We start from the raw sequence: 15405 nt of genomic DNA, 5'->3' as shown, positions 1-15405 counted from the left end.
GGCCCCCCCCATATGCGCCGCGGCGCCCGCGCCCCCGCACGGATCAGTCGCTGTACTGGGGCTCGGGCGCCTTGGTTATGCCGGGCAGGTCCGCCTGCAGCCACTTCTTGTAGGCGGCCATCCACCGGCTCCCGCTGCCGCCGTCGCGGTAGTCCTCCAGCACCTTGTTGACCCGCCGCACCAGGTCGGTGTCGGCACGGTTGACCGCGACCCCGTACGGCTCGTCGGTGAACGGCTTCCCCTTGAGCTGCACCGTCGGGTCCTGCGCGGCCTGCGCCGCGGCCAGCGCGTTGTCCGTCACCACCGCGTCGGCCTCGCCGAGCTGGAGGCGCACCAGGCAGTCGAGCTGGTTCGGTACGGTCACGACCCGGGCGCCGTGCCGCTCCTCGGCGAGCCGGGCCTCGCCCGTGGAACCCGCCGCCGTACAGACCCGTTTGCCCTTCAGCGAGTCGTCGAAGGCGGTGATCGAGGAGTTCTTCGGCGCGAGGACCTGCTGTCCGCCCTGGAAGTACGCGGTCGAGAAGGCGACCTGGCGTTTGCGGGCGCAGTTGATGGTCATGGTCCGTACGACCAGGTCGACGGTGCGCTCCTGGAGGGCGGGGATGCGCTGGTTGGTGGGGATCGCCCGGAACGTGATCTTCGGGTCGGCGCCGAGGATGTCCTCGGCGATCGCCCGCACCAGGTCGATGTCGAAACCCTCCAGGTCGCCGGTGGCGGGGTTGCGGTAACCCCAGCGGTACGTGTTCTGGTCGACGCCGACGATCAGCCGGCCCCGGGCCTTGATCCGGTCCACCGCGGGGCCGTCGTCCGGGGAGGGCCGCAGGCTCGCGGCGGCGTTGCCGGGGGTGCAGTCCGCGGCCGTGGCGTCGGCGCGCGTGGTGCTCGTCCCGTGCGGCAGAGGGCGGGGTGCCGGGGCGTCCCGGCCGAGCACCGGGACGAGGACGGTGGCTGCCGCCGCCATCACGCACACGCCCGCCGCCACCGGGGCCAGCGCGGCCCGCAGGTTCCGCAGACCCCTCGCGTGCTTCGTCATGTCGCCATCACCAGGCCCCATCACCGGTACTCCGAAAGCCTGCGCCCGATGCCCAGCACCGCGCCCGTCGCCCCCAGGACGGCCAGCACCACGGCACCGGCCACCAGCCCGTCCAGCGCCCCGCGCCCGTCGTCCGCGGCCCGCCGGAACTCCTGCTGCTCATGGGCCAGGGCCTGGGCCAGCCGGCTGTCCACCCGGTCGAAGGACTGGCCGGTCGCCGCCTCGCCGCCGATCACCTTGGCCAGCGCCCGGTCGTAGTCCCCCTGGTCGTCCGCGGCACGGGCCTCGGCGTGCCGCGCCTGCCACTGCCGTACGGTCTCGACCGCTTCCCGGACGGGGCGCCGGCCCGTGTCGTCGTCCGCGAGCGTCAGGGCCGTGCCCAGTCTGCTGTCCGCCGCGGCGGCGCCGGAACGGCCAGGGCCCGCCAGGTCCCGCATGCCGGCGCGGTAGCCGACCTCGTAGAAGTCCTGCTGGTCCTTGGTCACCACGGCACCGCGCGCGACCAGGGTGAGGTTCTCGTCGCCGCGGGCCTGGAGGGCGTCGATACGGGCCTCGTTGAGGACCTTCAGTGATCTGGCCCCGCTCTCGTACGACGTGTTCATGCCCGAGCGGGCCACGGAGTGCCCGGCCACCAGCCACAGCAGCACGACGGCCGAGGCGGTCGTGGCGGCCAGCAGACCGCGGTTGAACACGCGGTTCGTCCTACGGTAGTTGCGGCGCTGGGCCCAGGTGAGGGCGCCGAGCGCCAGCACCCCGGCGGTGAGCGCGAGCCAGGGCCACGCCTTCGCGGCGTCGTAGTCCTCGCCCAGGCGCGCCGTCTCGGTCGTGTACAACTCGCGCGCCGCCGGAAGGAGTTCGTCGCGCATCTGCGCGTTGGCGTAGCGCAGGTAGGCGCCGCCGAGGGGGAGGCCCTGCCGGTTGTTGGTGCGGGCCGTCTCGATCAGGCCCGTGTACCGGGGGAGGAGGCTGTTGAGCTTTCCTATCTGGCGGGCCGCGGCGTCCGAACCGCTGGTGTTGGACGAGGCCTTGGCCAGCAGTCGGGCGGCCGTCGCGATGTCGGTCTCGTACCGCTCGCGGGTGGCCTGGGTCTCCTTGCCGCCCGCCAGGAAACCGGCGGCGGCGGTGGTGTCGGCGTCGGCGAGCGAACGGTAGATGTCCGCGGCGTCGGCGGTCAGCGGCTGGCTGCGCTCCACGACGTCGCGCGCGGCGGCGGACCGGTCGGCGACCTGCCAGGCCGTGGCGGCGCCGAACGCCAGGACGAGGAAGGCCAGTACGGCGCCGATGATCCGCAGCCGTCCGGGCTCGGTCGTGGCCGTGGCCCGGAGCTGGTCCACCCCGTCGGCCCAGGCGGTACGCCGCCGGGCGGCCTGGGCGGGGTCCGCGCCGCCCGGGTACGCACCGCCGAGGCCCGGTCCGGCAGCGGAGCCCGTGCCCGCGGAGGCGGCGGGGGAGCCGGCGGCGCGGCCGGACGGCGACGTCGGCGGCGCAGTGCCGGTCTGCGGGTTGGACACGGAACCTCCCCCTGGTCGCGGACGGCGGCCCCGGCCCCGCGCGACGGGCACACGGGAACAGATGCACGGCCAGCAGTCAGTATGGCCGCAGGGACTGACAACCACACCGTTATTGCCTGGATCATGTGCGGATCAGGCCCCGCCGAATCCTCCCGTCCGGTGGGCTTTTCCCCTGTCCCCGCCCCCCACGACGCGCGGTCCGTCGGCGCGGTTCCCGAAATGGGCACGCGTGTACGGCTTTTCGGCGTACGAGGTTCCGGCGTACGGGCCTTCGCTGTACGAGGTTCCGGCGTACGGTCTCCCGCCTGCGACCTCCCGCGTACAACCGGGCAGCAGCGCACCTCCTCCGGCCCCGGCAACGCCCCCAGCCGAACCCGGCAACGCCCCCTCAGCCGAACTCCTCCCGCACCCGCGCATACGCTTCCGTCTCCGCCCCCGCCCGGTCCAGCGCGTGCAGGGCGGCCCCCAGGACCGGCGGGGCCGTGACCACACGGGGCTCCGCCTTCGGAGCGCGCGCTGCCAGCAGCCGGGTCACCTGGTCGTGCAGGAGCGGGTGCCGTGCGGCCAGGACACCGCCGCCCAGGATCACCGGCGTCCGCTCGTCCAGCAGGCCAAGCCGGTCCAGCGCGACCGACGCCAGCAGCGCGATCTCCTCCGCCTGCCGTGTCACCAGGGCCTGCGCGACCGCGTCGCCGGCGGCGGCCACCGCGAACAGCAGCGGCGTCAGCCCGTAACGGCGCTCACGCGGGATGCGGCCCAGGTGCAGCGCCTCGATCAGTTCCGGCATGGTCGCCAGCCCGAAGTAGGCGGGCACCTCGCGGGCGAGCGCGCTCGGTTCGCCGCGTCCGTCGTCGGCCCGTGCGGCCCACCACAGGGCCTCTTCGGCCAGGTGCCCGCCGCCGCCCCAGTCGCCGGAGATCCGCCCGATGGACGGGAACCGCGCGGTACGGCCGCCGTGTCCCAGCCCCGCGCAGTTGATCCCGGCGCCGCACACCACGGCGACGCCGACCGGTTCGACGCGATCCGGGAGCCCGGCGCGCAGCAGCGCGAAGGTGTCGTTGGCGACCGTGACCGTAGGGGCCCAGCCGTACGAGGTGATCTCCGCGGCCAGTTCGGTCTCCTCGGCGGGGAGGTCGGCGTTGGCCAGGTAGGCCGACACCTGGCCCACCGGGCCGGTCACGCCGGCCCGTTCCCGTACCGCGTCCACCAGTACGGCCAGGTCGCCGACGGCCCGCGCCACGCCGACCACGGGCGGTTGGAAGCCGCCGCCGCGGGCCGTCGCCAGCACCGTCCCGTCCGCGCCGACCAGCGCCACGTCGGTCTTGCTGTTGCCCGCGTCGACGGCGAGCGCCAGGCCGTCGGCGGCGCGCACCGGAGCATCGGCGGCACGCGCCGGAGCGTCGGCGCCCGGACCGGCGGAGGACGACGTGCACGCGCCCCCGGCCACCACCCCGCCCCCCTCGGCTTCGCTCAGAGCCACGTGAGGTGCTCCCGGTTGTGCGCGATCAGTTCGTCGGTCAGCCGGTCCGCGTACGCGATCTGGCCGATGAGCGGGTGGGCGAGCAGCGCCTCGAAGATCCGGTCCCGGCCGCCCTTGAGGGCCGCTTCCAGCGCCAGGTGCTCGTACGCGGTGACGTTGGCGATCAGCCCGGAGTACAGCGGTTCCAGCGGTCGTACGGGCAGCGGCTTCGCCCCGGACGCGTCCACCGTCGCCGGTACCTCGATCACCGCGTCGTCGGGCAGGAACGGCAGCGTGCCGTTGTTGAACGTGTTGACGATCTGCACGTCCCCGGTGTCGCCGAGCAGCGCGGAGGTCAGTGCCACGGCCGCCTCCGAGTAGAACGCGCCGCCGCGCTTGCCCAGGAGTTCCGGCTTCTCGTCCAGCGTCGGGTCGCCGTACATGTCCAGCAACTGCTTCTCGATGGCCGCGACCTCCGCCGCGCGCGACGGCTTGCTGCGCAGCTCCTCCACGACCTCGTCGTGCTGGTAGTAGTAGCGCAGGTAGTACGACGGCACGACGCCGAGCCGGTCCACGAGGGATCGCGGCATGTGCAGGTCCTCGGCGATGGCCGTGCCGTGCTCGGCGATCAGCCGGGGCAGCACGTCCTCGCCGTCCACCTTCACGGACCGTTCCCACGTCAGGTGGTTCAGCCCGACGTGTTCCAGCTCGACCCGCTCCGGGGCGATGCCGAGCAGCCGCGCGAACTTCCGCTGGAAGCCGATGGCCACGTTGCACAGGCCGACGGCCTTGTGGCCGTGCGACAGCAGGGCCCGGGTGACGATGCCGACGGGGTTGGTGAAGTCCACGATCCACGCGTCGGGGTTGCGGCGGCGGATGCGCTCCGCGATGTCCAGGACGACCGGGACGGTGCGCAGCGCCTTGGCCAGCCCGCCCGCGCCGGTCGTCTCCTGCCCGACACAGCCGCACTCCAGCGGCCAGGTCTCGTCCTGGTTGCGGGCGGCCTGCCCGCCCACGCGCAGTTGGAGCAGGACGGCGTCGGCGCCGTCCACGCCGGCGTCGACGTCGGACGTCCACGAGATCCGGCCCGGGTGCCCCTGCCGGGCGAAGATCCGCCGGGCCAGGCCGCCGACCAGGTCCAGCCGGTCGGCGGCCGGGTCGATCAGGACCAGTTCCGCCAGCGGCAGCGCGTCCCGCAGCCGGGCGAACCCGTCGATGAGTTCGGGGGTGTAGGTCGATCCTCCACCGACCACGGCGATCTTGAGATGGGGGTGCGGGGGCGTTCCCCCGGCGGACGACAGCATGAATCGATCAGCCCTTCACTCCGGTGAGCGTGACGCCTTCGACAAAAGCCTTCTGGGCGAAGAAGAAGACGATGATGACGGGAGCCATGACGAGCAGGGTCGCGGCCATGGTCAGGTTCCAGTTGACGCTGTGCGCGCTCTTGAACGATTCGAGTCCGTAACTCAACGTCCAGGCGGCGGGATTCTGTGCGGCGTAGATCTGCGGGCCGAAATAGTCGTTCCAGCAGTAGAAGAACTGGAACAGTGCGACCGCGGCGATCCCCGGCTTCGCCATCGGCACGACGATGCGCAGGAGGGTGCGGACCTCGCCGCAGCCGTCCACCTTCGCCGACTCCAGATACTCCTGCGGAATCGTCAGCAGGAACTGCCGCAGCAGGAAGATGGAGTACGCGTCACCGAACGCCATCGGGATCAGCAGCGGCCACAGCGAACCGGACAGGTGCAGTTGCTGCGCCCACACCAGGTACATCGGGATGACGATGACCTGCGGTGGCAGCATCATCGTCGAGATCACCAGGACCATCGCCGTACGGCGGCCACGGAAACGGAACTTGGCGAGCGCGTACGCCACCGGGATCGCCGAGCAGACGGTGAAGAGCGTGCCCAGCCCCGCGTACATCAGCGAGTTCTTCCACCAGTCCAGGAAACCCGGGGTGGTGAAGACCGTCGCGTAATTCGACCAGTTCCATTCGTGCGGCCACAGTTCACCGCTCATCGCCTGGTCGTCGCTCATGACGGACGTCAGGAAGACGAACACGAACGGCAGCACGAAGAACAGCGCGGCGGCGATGGCGACGGCGTGCACGGCGATCCAGTGCAGCAGCCGCTTGCGGCGGGCGCGGGCCGCGGCGGGCCCCCGGTCGGTGGAGCCGGTACGGGCCGGCGCGCTGCCCGCCCTCAGGGTCGTCGTGGTCATGTCGGTTCAGTCCTCCGCCGGGAGCAGGCCGGCGCGCTTGCGCATCAGCAGGGTGGTGACGGCCATCGCGATCACGAAGAGCACGAGCGAGAGCACGCACGCGGCGCCCGTGTTGAAGTTCTGGAAGCCGAGCGAGTAGACGAGCTGCGGCACGGTGAGGGTGGAGTGGTCGGGGTACCCGGGCTGGATGACCGAGCCGGGGCCGATGTTCACGCCGGAGGCCAGCTTCCCGGCGACCAGCGCCTGCGTGTAGTACTGCATGGTCTGCACGACGCCGGTGACCACCGCGAACATCACGATCGGCGTGATCGACGGCCAGGTCACGTACCGGAACCTGGCCAGGGCGCCGGCCCCGTCCAGCTCGGCAGCCTCGTACTGCTCCTTCGGTACGTCCAGCAGTGCCGCCATGAAGATCACCATCAGGTCGCCGATGCCCCAGAGGGACAGCATGACCAGCGACGGCTTCGCCCAGGCCGCGTCGTTGAACCAGCCGGGCGCCGGGATGCCGACGGCCTCCAGGAGCCCGTTGACCGGTCCGGTGCCGGGATTCAGCAGGAAGACGAACGCGACCGTCGCCGCGACCGGCGGGGCGAGGTACGGCAGGTAGAAGGCGGTACGGAAGAATCCGACACCCGACTTGATCTTCGTGACGAGCAGCCCGATCCCCAGCCCGAAGACCACGCGCAGCGCCACCATCACCACGACCAGCCACAGCGTGTTCCACAGTGCCGGGCCGAACAGTGGCATCTGCGTGAAGACGTACTTCCAGTTCCGCAGCCCGACGAACGACGGCTGCTGAATCTGGTTGTAGTGCATGAACGAGAAATAGACGGTGGCGAGGAGCGGATAGCCGAAGAAGACGCTGAAACCGACCAGCCAGGGGGAGAGGAAACCGAGCGTACGCAGCCGCTGCCGGATGTGCTTGCGGCGCAGCGCGGGAGCTTTGGGACCCGGCGCGGCGGCGACCGCCGGACGCTCGGGGGATTCGACGAGGGACATGGCAGGACTCCGTCAGTTCACGGACTGGAGATTGTCGGCGTCTATCTGGGCATCGAGCTCGCGCAGGCCCTTGTCGAGGTCGGGCACTTTTCCGGCCTCGACGGAGTACGAGAAGTCCTGCAGCGACACCACGTACTGCCCGCCGTTGACGGACGGCGGCAGCGCCGTACTGTGCGGGTTCCGCGCGATGTCGAGGAACGTGCGGAACGACGGGTCGGCATCGAGTTTCGGCGAGTTGAGGGCCTCGATGGTGGACGGCACATTGCGGATGGCGTTGGCGAACCGCACCACCTGGTCCGTGTCCACCGTCAGGAACCGCACCAGCTCCCACGCCGCGTTCTGGTGCTTGCTGCTGTGCGCGATTCCCGCGACCGTGCCGGTCAGAAAGCCCCGGCCGTACGTCTCCGGCTGATCGTCCGGCACCGGCAGCGGCGCCGTCCCCCAGTCGAACTTCGCCTTCGCGTCCTTCAGCATCAGACCGCGCCACTCGCCGTCCAGATGCATCGCCGCCTTCTGTGTCATGAAGGAACTCTGCGACGACATCTCGTCACCGAACGACGTACGGAACTTCTCCAGCGCGGCATAACCGCCCTGTACGTCCATCAGCTCACGCTGCGTCGCGAAGAACTGCTTGCTGCTCGGGTCCTTCGACAGCCGCGCCTTCCCTTTGCTGTCGAAATAGGTCGGCCCCCACTGCGCGAACAGCCGGTCCGGGCTGTTCTGGTACAGCCGGAAGTTCGGTACGAACCCGGCGCGCTCCAGCGACCCGTTCGGCTTCCGCTTGGTCAGTTTGGCCGCGTCGCGCTTGAACTCGGACATGGTGCGCGGCGGCCGCTCGATACCGGCCTCCTTGAACGCGTCCTTGTTGTAGTACAGCCCGTAGGAGTCCGCGAGCAGCGGCAGGGCGCACTGATTTCCCTGGTATTGCGTGTAGTCCAGGAAGGCCTTGGGGAAGACCTTCGCCTTCTCCACCCCCGTCTTCTTCATGAACGGGTCGAGATTCACCCACATGCCGGACGAGCAGTACTGCCCCACGTTGTTGGTGGTGAACGACGACACCACGTCCGGAGCGTCGTCTCCGCCGGCCCGCAGCGCCTGGTTCACCGTCGCGTCGCTGACGTTGCCGACCGTTTCCACCGTGATGTTCGGATGCAGTTTCTCGAAGCGGGCGATACTGTCGTCGATCGCCTTCACCTCGGCGGTGTTGGACCAGCCGTGCCAGAACTTCAGCGTGACGGGCTGGGTGGGGTCGTCGCGATCGCTGCCGACGCTCGGATTGGCACAGCCCGAAAGAATCAGACCGGCTCCGGCGAGCGCCGCCGACAGGCAGATGCGCATACGCGGACGCATGGCGGACTTCCTTTACGGCAGGGGTGATGACAGAAGGTGCTGCGGGTGTTGAGGTGCGCGGGAATTGCGGCGCCCGCGACCGCGCCGACGCTGGCGGTGGTGGTGCGGTGGCCGGAGGATAATCGGCCCGTCACGTCACCGCTGTACCGTCTCATCAGGCCGTGTCGAACACGGTGTTACGCGCCTCGGCGAGCGCCGTTCGCAGCGCGCCGATGAGAATCGGGTTCCCCTCGATATTGCTGAGGCGGAGTTCCGGCCGGGGAAGCGCCAGCCCGGTGAACTCCCCCTCGACCAGTTCCCGCAGGGGCTCGCCGCCCGCCTGGGCGACCTCGCCGGAGAGCACCACCAGCCGGGGGTCCACGACGGCGACCACCGCGGCCAGCCCGGTCGTGAGCCGCCGCGCGACCTCGGCCCGCACCCCGTCGTCGGCCAGCGCCTCCTCGACCGTACGAGCGTCGCGTACCCCGTACTCCCGGGCCAGTTCCACCACGCTCGGCGCCCCGACCAGGCGCTGGAAGCCTCCGCCGGCGTCCGGCCGGGCCGCGCTGCGGTCGCCGTCCCGCGCGAGCGGCGCGTCCGGCAGCGGCATGTAGCCGATCTCGCCCGCGCCACCGGTGGCCCCGCGCAGCAACTGCCCGCCGAGCACGATGGCCGCACCGACCCCCTCGTCGGCCCACACCAACACGAAGTCATCGACATTATGCGCGGCGCCGTCGTGCTGCTCGGCGACCGCTGCCAGATTCACATCGTTCTCGATGAGGATCGGCACGCCCAGCACCCCGGCCAGCTCTTCTCGGAGCGTCCGCGACTGCCAGCCGGGCAGGTGCGGCGCGTACCGCAGCACCCCGGTCTGCGGATCGAGCGCGCCCGGCGTCCCGATCACCGCCCCGTGCAGCCGCTCCCGCTCCAGACCGGCCTTGGCCAGCGCGCCGTCCACGGCGGCCGCCACCAGTCGCGCCGTCCTGCTCGGCGCACCCTCGCCCACGGCATCCGTACCGACCCGCTCCTCACCGAGCACCCGCCCGGTGACATCGGCGACCGCGGCGGTGATCCCGCCCTGGTCGACGGTGAGCGCGGCCACGTACGCGGCGTCCGGAGCGACCTCGTACAGCTGGGCGTTCGGCCCCGGCCGCCCGGTCACGTTCCCCGTCGTCCGCACCAGGCCGGCCGCCTCCAGCCGCCCCAGCAACTGCGATGCGGTGGGCTTGGACAGCCCGGTCAGCTCTCCGATCTGGGTCCGCGTCAACGGCCCCTGCGCCACGAGCAGGTCGAGCGCGGCCCGGTCGTTCATGGCCCGCAACACCCGCGGCGTCCCAGGGGTCCCCTGCCCGCCCTGCCCTCCGGCCATGACGCCCGCCCCGCCCTTCGCTGCGCGATCTGTTAGGAAAGTTTCCAATCGATGCACAGGAACGTAAGCGCCGCGTCAGTACGCCGTCAATGGGTCTGGACCACTGAGTTTCAGCGCCGCCCGGACGGTCTTACCCTGCCCCGGCCTGACGGTCACGCCCCGCCCGTCCGCGAGCGTGCTGACGATCACCATGACCCGGCCGTGCCCGTCGAGCAGCTTCGGCACCCGGACGACCGGGGCGCCGCCCCCGGCGTCCGATACTTCGACGCGCAGCGCCGCCTGGTCGAGCGCGAACCGCACCTCGTTCCATCGCCCCGGCCCGGTGGCGGCCGGCACCGCGTTCGCGGTCAGCTCGCCGAGAATCAGCTCACCGGTCTCGACGGTCGCGGGGCCGAGTTCCTGGGCGGCCGCCCACTCCCGATAGGCCGCACGCGCCCGGCCGGGGCTGCGCCGGTTCCGCGGGAAGTGATGGGTCACGGGGGCTGGGCGAAGCAGTGACATCCCGTTCATGGCGAAACCCTCGAAGGGGATGAGGACGGACGTACAGCAGACCGCACCCGGGCCGCCACTTCGAGCAACGTTTCTCGCTGCCACGAAAGGGTGAAGTTGTGTTGCACCCCGCGCTTGCGAGTCGCCAAACTTGGCGCTCCCCAGGGGAGGTTGCATGTCCGTACGTAACGTCACCGCCCAGCCGTCCACCGTGCTCGGCCGGCAACTGGGCGACGAGCTGAGGCGGTACCGGGAAGCTGCCGGGCTGTCCACGGCAGTGGCCGCCGAAGCGCTCGACTGCACCAAGGCGAAGATCAGCCGGATCGAGAACGGTCGCGTTCCGGTGCGCGTCCCCGACTTGACGGCTCTGTTGCACGCGTACGGGATCGGCGACGACGCCGTCCTGAAGCGGCTCACCACTCTCGCCCGCTCCGTCAACCCACGGCGGCGCGAGGGCTGGTGGGACCAGTACGGGCCGGTGCTGGAGGACGCCTACCGTGACTACATCGCCCTGGAGGCTGCGTCCGACAGCATCAGGACGTTTCAGAGCCAACTGGTCCCGGGGCTGCTGCAGACGCCGGCGTATGCGTGGGCTGTGACCGTCGCCTCCAAAGCCTGGCGGACACCGGACGAGATCGAGCAGTTCGTCAAGGTGAGAGCTGCCCGTCAGGAGCGGCTGACCGCTGAACAGCCGCTGTCCGTCTGGGCGGTCGTGGCCGAGGGCGTGCTGCATCAACGGGTGGGCGGCGTCGATGTGATGCGCGCGCAGTTGGAACACCTCGTCGCCATGACCGAGCTGGCGAACGTGACGGTTCAGGTCCTCCCGTTCTCGCGTGGCGCCCATGGGGGTATGTTCGGGCCCTACCTGCTGCTGAGCCTCCCGCAGGTGTCGGCCCTGGACGTTGTTCTCATGGAGCACCCCACCGGCCACATCTGGCTGGAGCGGGAATCGGAGGTGGCGCGCTACCGTGACCTCTTCGACGACGCCCGAAGGTCGGCCCTGTCACCTGAGGAGTCGGTGGCCAGGATCAAACGCATCGCCGTCTCCGAGGAGTTCACGGCATGAATCTCACGGGCGTCACCTGGCGCAAGAGCACGTACAGCGGCGGCCAGGGTGAATGCCTGGAGATAGCCGACGGCCTTGCCGCCCGCTCACTCCTCCCCATACGGGACAGCAAGCGCCCGGGCGGGCCGTGCCTGCTGTTCCCCGCCCCGGCCTGGGCGGCCTTCCTCACTGCCCTGAAGGCGGACCGTTACTGAGTCCCTCCAGCACCTTGTCCAACGTCACCGGCACCTCCCGCACCCGTACCCCCGTCGCGTGCCGGACCGCGTTGACGACGGCCGCCGCCGTCCCCGTGATGCCGATTTCGCCGATGCCCTTGGCGCCCAGGGAGTTGACGTACGGATCGTCCTCGTCGATCCAGTGGGCCTCGATCTGCTGGACGTCCGCGTTGGCCGTGATGTGGTAGTTCGCCAGGTCGTGGTTGACGAAGAGGCCGTGGCGCGGGTCCGTCACGGTTTCCTCGTGAAGGGCCATGGACAGGCCCATCGTCATGCCGCCGATGAGCTGGGAGCGCGCGGTGCGCGGGTTGATGATGCGGCCGGCGGCGAAGACGCCGAGGAGGCGGGGGACCCGTACCTCGCCGGTGTCGGCGTCCACCCGTACTTCGACGAACTGTGCACCGAAGGCGTGCATGGCGAATCGTTCGGCGTGCGGATTGCCGGGCGTCTCGGCCTGGGCGTGGTCGCCGGGCGACGGGTCGTGTCCGTGGCGCTTGCGGAACGTCTCCGCCGCCGCCACGATCGCCGACCCCCACATCGCCGTCCCGGAGGACCCGCCCGCGACGGTCGCCTTCGGGAGCGCGGTGTCGCCGATGCGCAGTTCGACGCGGTCGAGCGGAACGTCCAGCGCGTCAGCGGCGATCTGGGCCAGTACGGTCCAGGCGCCGGTGCCCAGGTCCGCGGCGCCGATGCCGATCCGGTAGCGCCCGTCGTCCCGGTACTGGACCGCGGCGACCGAACCGGGCTGGCGGTTGACCGGGTAGGCGGAGGAGGCGACGCCCGTACCGATCAGCCAGCGGCCCTCCCGCCGTACGCCCGGACGCGGGTCGCGGTCCTGCCAGCCGAAGCGGCGCGCCCCCTCGCGCAGGCAGGCGACCAGGTTGCGGCTGGAGAAGGGCTTGCCGGTCTCCGGGTCCGTCGGCGCGTCGTTGCGGACGCGCAGCTCGACGGGGTCCAGGCCGAGGCGTTCGGCGAGTTCGTCCATCGCGACCTCGGGCCCGAACATGCCGGGGCACTCGCCGGGCGCCCGCATCCAGGACGGCACCGGCACGTCCAGGGCGGCCAGGCGGTGGGTGGTCTTCCGGTGCGGCGCCGCGTACATGGTGCGGGTCGGGTTGGCGGACTGCTCGGCGAACTCCTTAATCCGCGAGGTCTGCTCGACGGCGTCCATGCCGATGCCGGTCAGCCACCCGTCCGCACCGGCCGCGAGCCGAACCCGCTGGTACGTGGGGGTGCGGTAGCCGACGAGGGTGAACATCTGCTGCCGCGTCAACGCGAGCTTGACCGGCCGACCGGGCACCGCCCGCGCGGCCAGCGCCGCCAGCACCGAGTGGGCGTGCGGTTCGCCCTTCGAACCGAAGCCGCCGCCGACGTACGGGCAGATCATGTGCACCCGCGCCCGGTCGAGGCCGAACACCTCGGCCAGCGTGTCGCGGTGCCCGTGCACGCTCTGGCTGGAGTCGTACAGCGTCAGCTCGTCGCCCTGCCACACGGCGATCGTCGCGTGCGGCTCCATCGGGTTGCAGTGGGTCATCGCGGTCGCGTACGTCTCGTCCAGCGCGACCGCGCCCGGGTCCGCCCGGGCCGCCTCCATGGCAGCGTCCAGATCGCCCAGCTCACTGTCCGTACCCGCCCCACCATTGGCCGTCTCCGGCCGATACAGCTCACTCTCGCCCGGTTTCAGTTCGGATACGTGCGCTTCCTCGGCATACGAGACGCGCACGAGCGACGCCGCTTCCCGGGCGGCCTCCGGGCTCTCGGCCACCACCGCCCCCACGATCTGCCCGCGGAAGGCCACCTCGGGTTCCTGGAGGATCGCCAGCTCCGCGTCGTCCGTGGACGCCAGCCGCTCGGCGTTCTCGTACGTCAATACGGTGATGACGCCGTCCTCCTGGCACGCGGCCTCGGTGTCGACGGCCGTGATGCGGCCGCGGGGCACGGAGGAGAGCACGGCGTGTGCGTAGCAGGGACGTTTCATCGGGTGTTCGAAGGCGTACGGGGCCCGGCCGAGCACCTTGTCGCGGGCGTCGGCGCGTTCCCGGTCGGCGCCGACGGCACGGGGACGGGCGGCCGGGTCCGGGGTCCGGCTCTCGGACGTACGTGTCGTCATCGCGATCCCTCCAGACCGCCCGGAGCCTCCGGGGCCCCCTGTCCTACGAGGTCGCGTACGACCGCGACCAGCGTGTTGTGCACGAGCGGAACCTTGAACGCGTTGTCCCGTAGCGGATGCGCGTCCGCCGTCTCCGCCTCGGCCGCTGCCCGGCAGTTCTCCTCGGTGGCCGGCAACCCGCGCAGCGCCTCTTCGGCGCGCTCGGCCCGCCACGGTTTGTGCGCGATCCCGCCCAGCGCGATCCGTGCTTCCCGTACGGTGCGGCCGTCGTCCTCCAGGTCGAGCGCCACCGCCACGGAGACCAGCGCGAAGGCGTACGAGGCACGGTCGCGGACCTTGCGGTAACGGGAGCGGGTGGCGTACGGCAGCGCGGGCAGCTCGACGGCGGTGATCAGCTCGCCGTGCCGCAGCACCGTGTCGCGGTGCGGCGCGTCACCGGGCAGCCGGTGGAACGCGGTGACCGGGATCCGGCGCTCGCCGTCCGGGCCCAGCGTCACGACCTCCGCGTCCAGGGCGGTCATCGCCACCGCCATGTCGGAAGGGTGCACGGCCACGCAGTGCGAGGAGGCGCCCAGGATGGCGTGGTAGCGGGTCCAGCCCTCCAGCGCCGCGCAGCCGGAGCCGGGGTCACGCTTGTTGCAGGGGGCGCTGGGGTCCTGGAAGTAGGCGCACCGGGTGCGCTGGAGGAGGTTGCCGCCGGTGGTCGCGAGGTTGCGGAGCTGGCCGGAGGCGCCGGAGAGCAGGGCCTGGGAGAGGACCGGGTAGCGCGACCGTACGGCAGGGTGCGCGGCCAGGTCGGCGTTCCGTACGGTGGCCCCCACCCGGAGGCCACCGCCGTCCAGCTCCTCGACCTGGTCCAGGGGCAGCCGGCTGACGTCGACCAGCAGGTCGGGGGAGGCGATACCGAGCTTCAGATGATCGACGAGGTTGGTCCCGGCGCCGAGGAACGCGGCCCCGGGGTGCGCCGCCACGGTGGCCACGGCCCCGGCGGCGTCGGCGGCCCGCTCGTACCGGAACGGTTTCACCGGCCCGCTCCCGCTGCCTCGGCGGCGGCCGCTACGGCCGGAACGATGTTCACATACGCCCCGCAACGACACAGATTGCCGCTCATCCGCTCGGCGATCTCGTCATGATCCAGCGCTCCCGGCGAGATGTCCCCCTCCGCACCCACCTCGGTGACCACACTGGGCCACCCCTGCGCCGCCTCCCGCAGCACGCCCACCGCCGAACAGACCTGGCCCGGCGTGCAGTACCCGCACTGGAGCGCGTCATGGTCGACGAAGGCCTGCTGAACGGGGTGCAGCTCGCCGTCCTCGCCCAGCCCTTCGGCCGTGGTGATCTCCGACCCGTCGTACGACACGGCCAGCGCGAGACAGGTCGTCGCCCGCCGCCCGTCGAGCAGCACGGTGCACGACCCGCACTGCCCGTGGTCGCACCCCTTCTTGGGGCTGGTGATCCCCAGCCGCTCCCGCAACGCGTCGAGCACGGTGGTCCGCGTATCCACCGTCAGCTCGTGCACCTGCCCGTCGACGCGCAGTCTGATCTCGGTCTCCATGATCAGCCGAGTCACCCGGAGCGGAGGTGGTAAACGACTGCATACAGGTG

14 protein-coding genes are annotated in these 15405 nt (G+C 71.3%); 2 read left to right on the top strand and 12 right to left on the bottom strand.

From position 1 onward, the window contains the following. Positions 1-43 precede the first annotated feature (43 nt). From ACZ4QV_RS06535 to ACZ4QV_RS06495, 9 genes are all read right to left on the bottom strand, one after another. Positions 44-1033 (bottom strand): glutamate ABC transporter substrate-binding protein, encoded by a 990-nt coding sequence (locus tag ACZ4QV_RS06535; protein WP_361615895.1) that lies wholly within the window; start codon positions 1031-1033, stop codon positions 44-46. A gap of 20 nt (positions 1034-1053) precedes the next feature. Beyond that, positions 1054-2544 (bottom strand): hypothetical protein, encoded by a 1491-nt coding sequence (locus ACZ4QV_RS06530; RefSeq protein WP_361615892.1) that lies wholly within the window; start codon positions 2542-2544, stop codon positions 1054-1056. A gap of 388 nt (positions 2545-2932) precedes the next feature. Then, entirely contained in the window at positions 2933-3916 is a 984-nt protein-coding gene (locus tag ACZ4QV_RS06525; protein ID WP_361615911.1) for an N-acetylglucosamine kinase, read from the bottom strand. Between the two features lie 98 nt (positions 3917-4014). After that, positions 4015-5307, bottom strand: coding sequence for a 6-phospho-beta-glucosidase (locus tag ACZ4QV_RS06520; protein WP_361582475.1), 1293 nt, complete (start codon positions 5305-5307; stop codon positions 4015-4017). Between the two features lie 7 nt (positions 5308-5314). Next, positions 5315-6223, bottom strand: coding sequence for a carbohydrate ABC transporter permease (locus tag ACZ4QV_RS06515; protein WP_361144379.1), 909 nt, complete (start codon positions 6221-6223; stop codon positions 5315-5317). A gap of 6 nt (positions 6224-6229) precedes the next feature. Then, positions 6230-7222: a carbohydrate ABC transporter permease gene (locus ACZ4QV_RS06510; protein ID WP_361144376.1), complete on the bottom strand. Its 993-nt coding sequence runs from the start codon at positions 7220-7222 to the stop codon at positions 6230-6232. Positions 7223-7234: 12 nt separating this feature from the next. After that, complete coding sequence (locus tag ACZ4QV_RS06505; protein WP_361615887.1) at positions 7235-8572, bottom strand: ABC transporter substrate-binding protein; 1338 nt, start codon at positions 8570-8572, stop codon at positions 7235-7237. A 154-nt stretch (positions 8573-8726) separates the two neighbouring features. Continuing rightward, the gene (locus ACZ4QV_RS06500; RefSeq protein ID WP_467762632.1) at positions 8727-9863 is read right to left on the bottom strand and encodes an ROK family transcriptional regulator; all 1137 of its coding nucleotides are present in this window, start codon (positions 9861-9863) and stop codon (positions 8727-8729) included. A 132-nt stretch (positions 9864-9995) separates the two neighbouring features. Then, positions 9996-10397 carry an ATP-binding protein gene (locus ACZ4QV_RS06495; protein WP_467762631.1) on the bottom strand — a complete coding sequence of 134 codons (402 nt, stop codon included), beginning with the start codon at positions 10395-10397 and terminating at the stop codon, positions 9996-9998. A 187-nt stretch (positions 10398-10584) separates the two neighbouring features. Here ACZ4QV_RS06495 and ACZ4QV_RS06490 point away from each other — a divergent pair, with 187 nt between their 5' ends. Next, positions 10585-11475, top strand: a complete 891-nt coding sequence (locus ACZ4QV_RS06490) for a helix-turn-helix domain-containing protein (protein WP_467762630.1) — start codon at positions 10585-10587, stop codon at positions 11473-11475. Further along, positions 11472-11669, top strand: coding sequence for a DUF397 domain-containing protein (locus ACZ4QV_RS06485; RefSeq protein WP_467762629.1), 198 nt, complete (start codon positions 11472-11474; stop codon positions 11667-11669). Before ACZ4QV_RS06490 ends, ACZ4QV_RS06485 begins: the two co-directional genes overlap by 4 nt. On the opposite strand, the gene ACZ4QV_RS06480 is transcribed toward ACZ4QV_RS06485, so the two are convergent. The 3 genes from ACZ4QV_RS06480 to ACZ4QV_RS06470 are packed head-to-tail and all read right to left on the bottom strand — an operon-like array spanning position 11641 to position 15355. After that, positions 11641-13800, bottom strand: coding sequence for a xanthine dehydrogenase family protein molybdopterin-binding subunit (locus tag ACZ4QV_RS06480; RefSeq protein ID WP_467762628.1), 2160 nt, complete (start codon positions 13798-13800; stop codon positions 11641-11643). The two genes, ACZ4QV_RS06485 and ACZ4QV_RS06480, sit on opposite strands and share 29 nt — an antisense overlap. Next, positions 13797-14825, bottom strand: a complete 1029-nt coding sequence (locus tag ACZ4QV_RS06475; RefSeq protein WP_361582461.1) for an FAD binding domain-containing protein — start codon at positions 14823-14825, stop codon at positions 13797-13799. The genes ACZ4QV_RS06480 and ACZ4QV_RS06475 overlap by 4 nt, the downstream gene beginning before the upstream one ends. Next, entirely contained in the window at positions 14822-15355 is a 534-nt protein-coding gene (locus ACZ4QV_RS06470; RefSeq protein ID WP_361582458.1) for a (2Fe-2S)-binding protein, read from the bottom strand. The genes ACZ4QV_RS06475 and ACZ4QV_RS06470 overlap by 4 nt, the downstream gene beginning before the upstream one ends. Positions 15356-15405: the final 50 nt, after the last annotated feature.

The sequence above is a fragment of the Streptomyces sp. NPDC026394 genome, from assembly GCF_055567735.1.
This window is presented reverse-complemented; position numbering and strand designations above follow the sequence as displayed.